Annotated in this window: 2 protein-coding genes; one reads left to right on the top strand and one right to left on the bottom strand. The window is 66.0% G+C overall.

Annotated features, from left to right (window positions below; translation table 11 throughout):
* Window positions 1–2 precede the first annotated feature (2 nt).
* Window positions 3–362 carry an Rv2640c family ArsR-like transcriptional regulator gene (locus tag U3653_RS33195; protein WP_323124775.1) on the bottom strand — a complete coding sequence of 120 codons (360 nt, stop codon included), beginning with the start codon at window positions 360–362 and terminating at the stop codon, window positions 3–5.
* A 98-nt stretch (window positions 363–460) separates the two neighbouring features.
* Here U3653_RS33195 and U3653_RS33190 point away from each other — a divergent pair.
* Window positions 461–699, top strand: a 239-nt coding sequence (locus U3653_RS33190) for an ArsI/CadI family heavy metal resistance metalloenzyme (protein ID WP_324722505.1), incomplete at its 3' end; no start/stop codon positions are given.

Raw genomic sequence — 699 nt, 5'->3', positions numbered from 1 at the left:
GTTCAGCGGCAGCAGTTGGGGTCCAGCACCACACACAGCGCCGCCAGGGCATCGCGGCGGGCGCGGTGGAAGGTGTTCATACCGCGCCGTTCGGATTCCACGAGCCCGGCCTTGCGCAACTGGCCGAGGTGATGGCTGACCGTCGACTCCGACAAGCCCACCGCCGTGGCGAGGTCGCCGCCGTTCTCCTCGCCCGCGGCGCTGGTCAGCAGCAGGGACAGCAGCTTCACCCGCACCGGGTCGGCGATCGCCTTCAACCGCAGCGCCACTGCCAGCGCGGCGGCGTCGTCGACCGGCCCCGCCGCGACCGGCGCGCAGCAGACCGGGGCGGACATATCGATCATGGGCAGCGTCTTGGGCATGCGATCGACTCTACCCAGTCCATTGACATATGTCGAAAAGGTGGCAGACTCGGCACCGAACCAGTTCTTCGATATATGTCACACAAGTGGAGGTAGTCATGTCCCGCATCCAACTCGCCCTGAACGTCGACGACATCGACCAGGCCGTGGCGTTCTACTCGACCCTGTTCGCGACGGAGCCCGCCAAACGCAAGCCTGGTTACGCCAACTTCGCCGTCACCGAACCACCGCTGAAACTGGTGCTGATCGAGAATCCAGGCCACGGCGGCAGCGTCAACCACCTCGGCGTCGAGGTCGAAACCTCCGAGAAGGTGCACGCCGAGATCGCCCGCCTGTC

The organism is Nocardia implantans, assembly GCF_035544775.1.
GTDB classification, from domain to species: Bacteria; Actinomycetota; Actinomycetes; order Mycobacteriales; family Mycobacteriaceae; genus Nocardia; species Nocardia implantans.
Note: the sequence above shows the minus strand (reverse complement) of the source record. Positions and strands in the feature narration are given on the sequence as shown.